Genomic DNA, 5,074 nt, shown 5'->3' with positions numbered 1-5,074 from the left:
ATTTATTTATTTATTTGGTACATATACATAATACAATGTTAATATGTGCTCTATGTGAAGTTCACATAAATTTATGATGAAGATTTACTTAGCCACTCGCATCCTACTCATCTAATTACCCACTGCATAAAATCATCAGTTATTTTAACACATTTTAGGCGTTTGTATATACTATTTATAAAACAACTTTTATAAAGGGGGGATTCATATGCCTACAGCGTTACAAGAAGAAGTCGAAGAAGCACGGGAAACATATGTCAGTCGTATCATCTTAGTTGGAGGATCCGCTTTATTTTTAGTAGGCGGGGTTATCTCAGCAATTTCAGCCTTTAAAACTTATAATCGTTTGGAGAATACGCCGCCTTCTACAGATAATTCATAGATATTTTATAAAATAAAACGTCGCCTCCAATATGAAGAGACGACGTTTTATTATTCATACATATGACACTAAAAGTATCGGTAGATTCCCTACTCCATTTTCTAAGCTTACTTCACCACAAACCTAGTCTGACTACACCCATCCTTCTGCTTCGTTACTTCTAATACAGCTGGCATTGCGTTTTTCAGCTCTTGAACGTGTGAGATGACACCGATAAATCGGCCTGATTTTTGTAAGTCAATTAAGGCATCTACCGCTTTCGTTAACGATTCTTCATCTAATGAACCGAACCCTTCATCGATGAACATCGTTTCGATGGAAATACCGCCTTCATATGCTTGAATGACATCTGCCATTCCTAGCGCTAGGCAAAGTGATGCGTTAAATTTCTCTCCACCGGATAGTGTTTTTACATCGCGTGTTTGGCCAGTGTATGCATCGTACACATCTAAACCTAATCCACTTTGACGGTTTCTTTTTTCAACTCGCTCACTTCGTTTTAAATAAAATTGTCCATTTGATAATTTACGTAGTCGTTCGTTTGCGATTTGAACAATTTGTTCTAAATACTCAATTAAGATGTAACGTTCAAATGATATACGACTTTCGTTATCACCTTTCATTACTTCATATAAATCAACAAGTTCTTGGAAGGCTTTTTCTTCCTCGTGAATTTGTTCGTCAATACGTCTAATGTTTTCACGTAAATCAGAAATATATGTTACCGCATTTTGCGCACGTTGACGTTTTTCTTTAATGATATCGAGATTAATTTCTAGTTCTTTTATGTGTTCACCTAAAGATGTAATATCCATATACTCTTTATCTTTTAATTCTGAGTTTAACTCTTCAATTTGTTTTGCAAGCACTTCAAGCGATGAATAATAACCTTGAATTTCTTTTTGTAACATCTCCACCTCGGGATCGCTTAATTTGGCTTTTTTATACGTGAATTCATCTGTAAACCCGCTTTGTTCTAGCTCTTTCATAAAGCGTGCGAAAGTCTCTTCTTTCTTTAATTTTGCACTTTCAAATTGATTAGAAGCACCTTTTTGTTCTGCTTGAATACGTATATTTTCATTTTGCCAATGCTGATACGCTTCCTGCACTTTCTTCCATTCGTCCTCCATTAACCTAAGTTCCTGCATAGCTTGGTCAAACTGTGCTTTCCAAGCTTGTACTGTTTGTAAGTTTTCTGGAATATTTCGTTTATCATGTTCATATGACGTACGAAGTTGCATACACTCCATTTCTGTACGGTGCTGCATTGTTTCCAATTCTCGTTTTTGTTTCTGAAGTTCTTCTATTTTTTCTTCTACGCTTTTCATGTTCGCAGCAATCTGCTTACGTGTTTCTTCACTTGCTTTTAACGTATTAACATCTGCAGCTAATTGTTTTCCTTTTTGAACAAGTGCACTATATGTTTCAGCTAATTTTTCCGAATTGTAGCCGCGCTTCACAACTTCTTCTATCACTTGTTCATATTGTAGTCGATAGAAATTCCATTTCTCCTCTACTTGCACATGGAATTTTTCAGCAATGTTCTTCTTATCTCTTAAATCGTTTAACTCTTTTTCATCGATCGCATTACTTTGCTCTGTAGCTTTTTGTGGATGACTCGTACTACCACATACCGGACAAGATTCACCGTCATGTAAATGAAGAGCTAATATACCAGCTTGTTCACTTAACCAGCGGCGCTCCATGTTTTCATATGCACGAACTGCCACTTGCATTTTATTATTTGCCGCTTCTTTTTCTTGCTCGAATTTTTGTTTTTCTTGCCAAACATCATATGCTTGTTTTAAAACTTTTGCATCTTCTCGCATATTCGTTAGTTCTTCCACTTTAGCTACATATTGCTCAAGTGCTTGTTCTAATTGCTGCAATTCATCAGACATTCTCTGTTTTTGGTTTGTATGCTCTTCTAGTTGTTGATCTAACTTTTGCATACTTTCTTTTAATTTCCCTATTTGAATTTCGGCATTTTGTAAATTCAGCTTTCTCTCAGCTAATGATTCAATAATCGCTTGTAACTCTTCTAATCTTTGAACAAGTTTTTTAGCCTCTTCTCGTTCAGCTTCTTTATTCTTTACTACTTCATACTTCTCCTGAGCAAGTTCAAAGCTATTCATTATCTGTTCTTGTTTGACGATTATCTGTTTTAACAAACTTTCAGCTTTCTGCTCATTTTCCATCGCTTCTTCATACCATTGTTCAAATGGTAATAAGTGCTTTGCTTGTTCCGCACGTTTAAAGAATTTTTCTTTCCTTTCAATTGCTGCACGGTTCTCTTGTAAAGTGTTATATTTCTCATTCTTTTGTTGTAAATCTATAAATTTCTCATTTACAGATTTTGCTGCATGAAAACGTATTTCTGCATCCTTTAATTGCTTCGTTTGAACATCTTGTTCTACTTGTAATTGCTCAACCTCTGCCTTATACACGGTTGTTTCTTGTTCTAACGCTTCTACTACTTGATGCGTATTTACATGTTCTTGTGCCACTAATGTCTCTAATAATGCTCCATCACGGATTGGTAATTTAAAAACATTACGGAAATAGAGCTCTCTCTCTTTTTGTTTTTCTTGTAAGACGTCTTTCCATTGTTTTCTCTTTTGATCAAGTAACTCACGCATTAATTTATAACGATCCGTTTTAAAAATACGACGTAAAATCTCTTCTTTGTTTTCCGTCTCAGATGTTAATAGTTTTCGGAATTCCCCTTGGGGTAACATAACAATTTGGCTAAATTGATGTTTACTTAACCCAATTAAATCTTCCACTTTTTTGTTTACGTCTGTTACATGAAAACGATCGACGGCTGGAACGTTTTCTCCATCAATAACTTCATATAATTCTACTGCATGTCCTGTAATAGTCTTATTCCCTTGTTTTTTATGTCCAAGTTGTCGTTTTATTTCATAGCGTTTCCCTTTTAACTGAAAGGTTAATTCAACACTTGTATAAACATTATCATCAGCAAATTGACTTCGAAGCATGCTCGTATCACTACGTTCTTCGCCACTAGCCTCACCATATAACACATAACAAATCGCATCAAAAATCGTTGTTTTTCCAGCTCCTGTATTCCCAGAAATAGCGAAAATACGATGTTCTCCAAGATCTTCAAAATCGATTATTTCTTTCTGTTTATATGGCCCGAATGCTGTCATAATAAGCTGAATCGGTCTCATCCTCGTTCACCTTCCCGTTCTTGCACTGTTTGTAATACATCTATAAATAGGCGTTCTTTCTCTTCTGATAAATCTAACCCCTTCATTTCTTTATAGAAAGCCTTTAAAAGAGATAAATCATCCGTTTTATGTCTTGAAACAGTTACTTCATTTGTATCTGTGAGTTCTCGCCTTTGCATCGCTCTTTCAACGTGCATTGCATTTGGATATACAGATCGTATTTTCTCCATTGGCTGTAAGACAGGGTTTTCGTCTAATAATTTTACAAATACGTAATCTTCACTTACTGGGTGCTGTAATAATTCATCTATTCTCGCTTCTACTGTTCGCATTTTACGACGTGGTGAAAGTAACCTTTTTTCAATTGCTACTTCACCAGTTTCATTCAGTTGTACAATGTAATAGCCTTTTTTATGTTTCTCTTCAGAAATTGAATAGGCAAGTGGTGAACCTGAATATCGAATCGTCTCATTACGTACGAAATGCGCTTGATGTAAATGTCCAAGCGCTGTGTAATGAAACTTATCAAAATAATGACTATTTACATATTCAGCACCACCAATTGAAAGTGGTCGTTCTGCATCACTTGTATTCTCCTCCGCTTCTCCTGAAGAAGTTACAAATGCATGTCCAACAAATACATGTCTAGCTTCTTTATCCATCGTTTCAGAGAGCTCATTCATAAAAATGCGCATCGCATCATCATGAGAACGTATGTCTTCATTTTTCAACACGTGCCTCACTATGCTTGGGTCTGCATACGGTATTAGATGGAAGTGAACCTCTCCATATTCATCATTTAGTACAACAGGTTCATACGGGAATTGAAATTGACCTGCAATATGTAATCCTTGTTTTTTCATTAAACTACTTCCAAAATGGATACGATCCGGACTATCATGATTACCAGCTACCGCAATAACTGGTGTTTGCAAATCAATAACTATTTTTTGCAGCACATCATTTAATAAGTCTACTGCTTCTGTAGGTGGAATTGCTCGGTCATATAAATCCCCTGCAATAATTACAGCATCTGGTTTTTCTTCTTCAACAGCCTGTACAAACTGATCTAATACAATCTTTTGGTCTTCAGTCATATACACGCCATGAACAAGCTTACCTAAATGCCAATCCGCTGTATGAAATAACTTCATATTTTTCTACTCCTTTTAATTTACTGATTTTAGTGAAACGAGTTGATAGTTTATTGTAGTTTTTCCGTTCTCCCACTCTAGCTTCAATATCGTTGCACTTCCAATTCTTTCTTCATTTGATTTATATAAAGGCAATATTTCTTGAACTGTAAATAAGTGATAACCATCCAATATTAATTGAAATATATTTTCTTCAATATGTAATCTTACTTCTTTTTCATTTGAAATAATTTTTGTGTGCATCTCAAATTTCATGATAGATACAACCCCTTTTTATAATCTCTACATTTTAATAGTATAGTGGCTATGCAAGATTGACAAGTACATACACAGCAAAGTAC

At 35.2% G+C, this 5,074-nt stretch carries 4 protein-coding genes; 1 reads left to right on the top strand and 3 read right to left on the bottom strand.

What is annotated here, in order from left to right:
- Positions 1-208: 208 nt before the first annotated feature.
- Complete coding sequence (locus ABWK52_RS17975) at positions 209-382, top strand: hypothetical protein (RefSeq protein WP_001141667.1); 174 nt, start codon at positions 209-211, stop codon at positions 380-382.
- Positions 383-489: 107 nt separating this feature from the next.
- On the opposite strand, the gene ABWK52_RS17970 is transcribed toward ABWK52_RS17975, so the two are convergent.
- The 3 genes from ABWK52_RS17970 to ABWK52_RS17960 are packed head-to-tail and all read right to left on the bottom strand — an operon-like array spanning position 490 to position 4,988.
- Entirely contained in the window at positions 490-3,579 is a 3,090-nt protein-coding gene (locus ABWK52_RS17970) for an AAA family ATPase (protein ID WP_098542404.1), read from the bottom strand.
- Positions 3,576-4,733, bottom strand: coding sequence for an exonuclease SbcCD subunit D (locus ABWK52_RS17965; protein WP_098542403.1), 1,158 nt, complete (start codon positions 4,731-4,733; stop codon positions 3,576-3,578). The genes ABWK52_RS17970 and ABWK52_RS17965 overlap by 4 nt, the downstream gene beginning before the upstream one ends.
- Before the next feature lie 15 nt (positions 4,734-4,748).
- Positions 4,749-4,988 carry a DUF2584 family protein gene (locus tag ABWK52_RS17960; protein ID WP_000667346.1) on the bottom strand — a complete coding sequence of 80 codons (240 nt, stop codon included), beginning with the start codon at positions 4,986-4,988 and terminating at the stop codon, positions 4,749-4,751.
- Between the last annotated feature and the right edge of the window lie 86 nt (positions 4,989-5,074).

The sequence above is a fragment of the Bacillus sp. AP50 genome, assembly GCF_040492675.1.
GTDB classification, from domain to species: domain Bacteria; phylum Bacillota; class Bacilli; order Bacillales; family Bacillaceae_G; genus Bacillus_A; species Bacillus_A cereus.
This window is presented reverse-complemented; position numbering and strand designations above follow the sequence as displayed.